This window comes from Escherichia sp. AM3 (assembly GCF_032029835.1).
In the GTDB taxonomy this organism is placed as follows: Bacteria; Pseudomonadota; Gammaproteobacteria; order Enterobacterales; family Enterobacteriaceae; genus Escherichia; species Escherichia coli.
In genome coordinates this window covers 1-329 of the sequence record NZ_JAVUPQ010000748.1, presented here as the reverse complement: position 1 = coordinate 329, position 329 = coordinate 1, and the positions used below count along the sequence as shown (strand labels likewise).

Sequence of the window (329 nt, the reverse complement as noted above, 5' to 3'; positions counted from 1 at the left end):
GGATGCGGATCGGCTGGAAGCTCTGGGGGCGATTGGCCTGGCGCGTGTGTTTGCCGTTTCGGGGGCGTTGGGCGTGGCATTGTTTGATGGCGAAGATCCGTTCGCGCAGCATCGCCCACTTGATGATAAACGTTACGCGCTGGATCATTTTCAGACTAAGTTGCTGAAGCTACCGCACACCATGCAAACCATAAAAGGCAAACAACTGGCGCAGTACAACGCGCAATTTTTAGTTGAGTTTATGGCGAAGCTCAGTGCTGAGCTGGCGGGGGAGAATGAAGGTATCGATCACAAGGTGATTGATACGTTTTCACCGGTTGGCTGAGCAC

Annotated in this window: 1 pseudogene; it reads left to right on the top strand. The window is 53.5% G+C overall.

The annotated features are described in order from the left end of the window. Positions 1–325: pseudogene (locus tag RTW80_RS28180) on the top strand (hydrolase); the annotation flags it as partial. Positions 326–329: the final 4 nt, after the last annotated feature.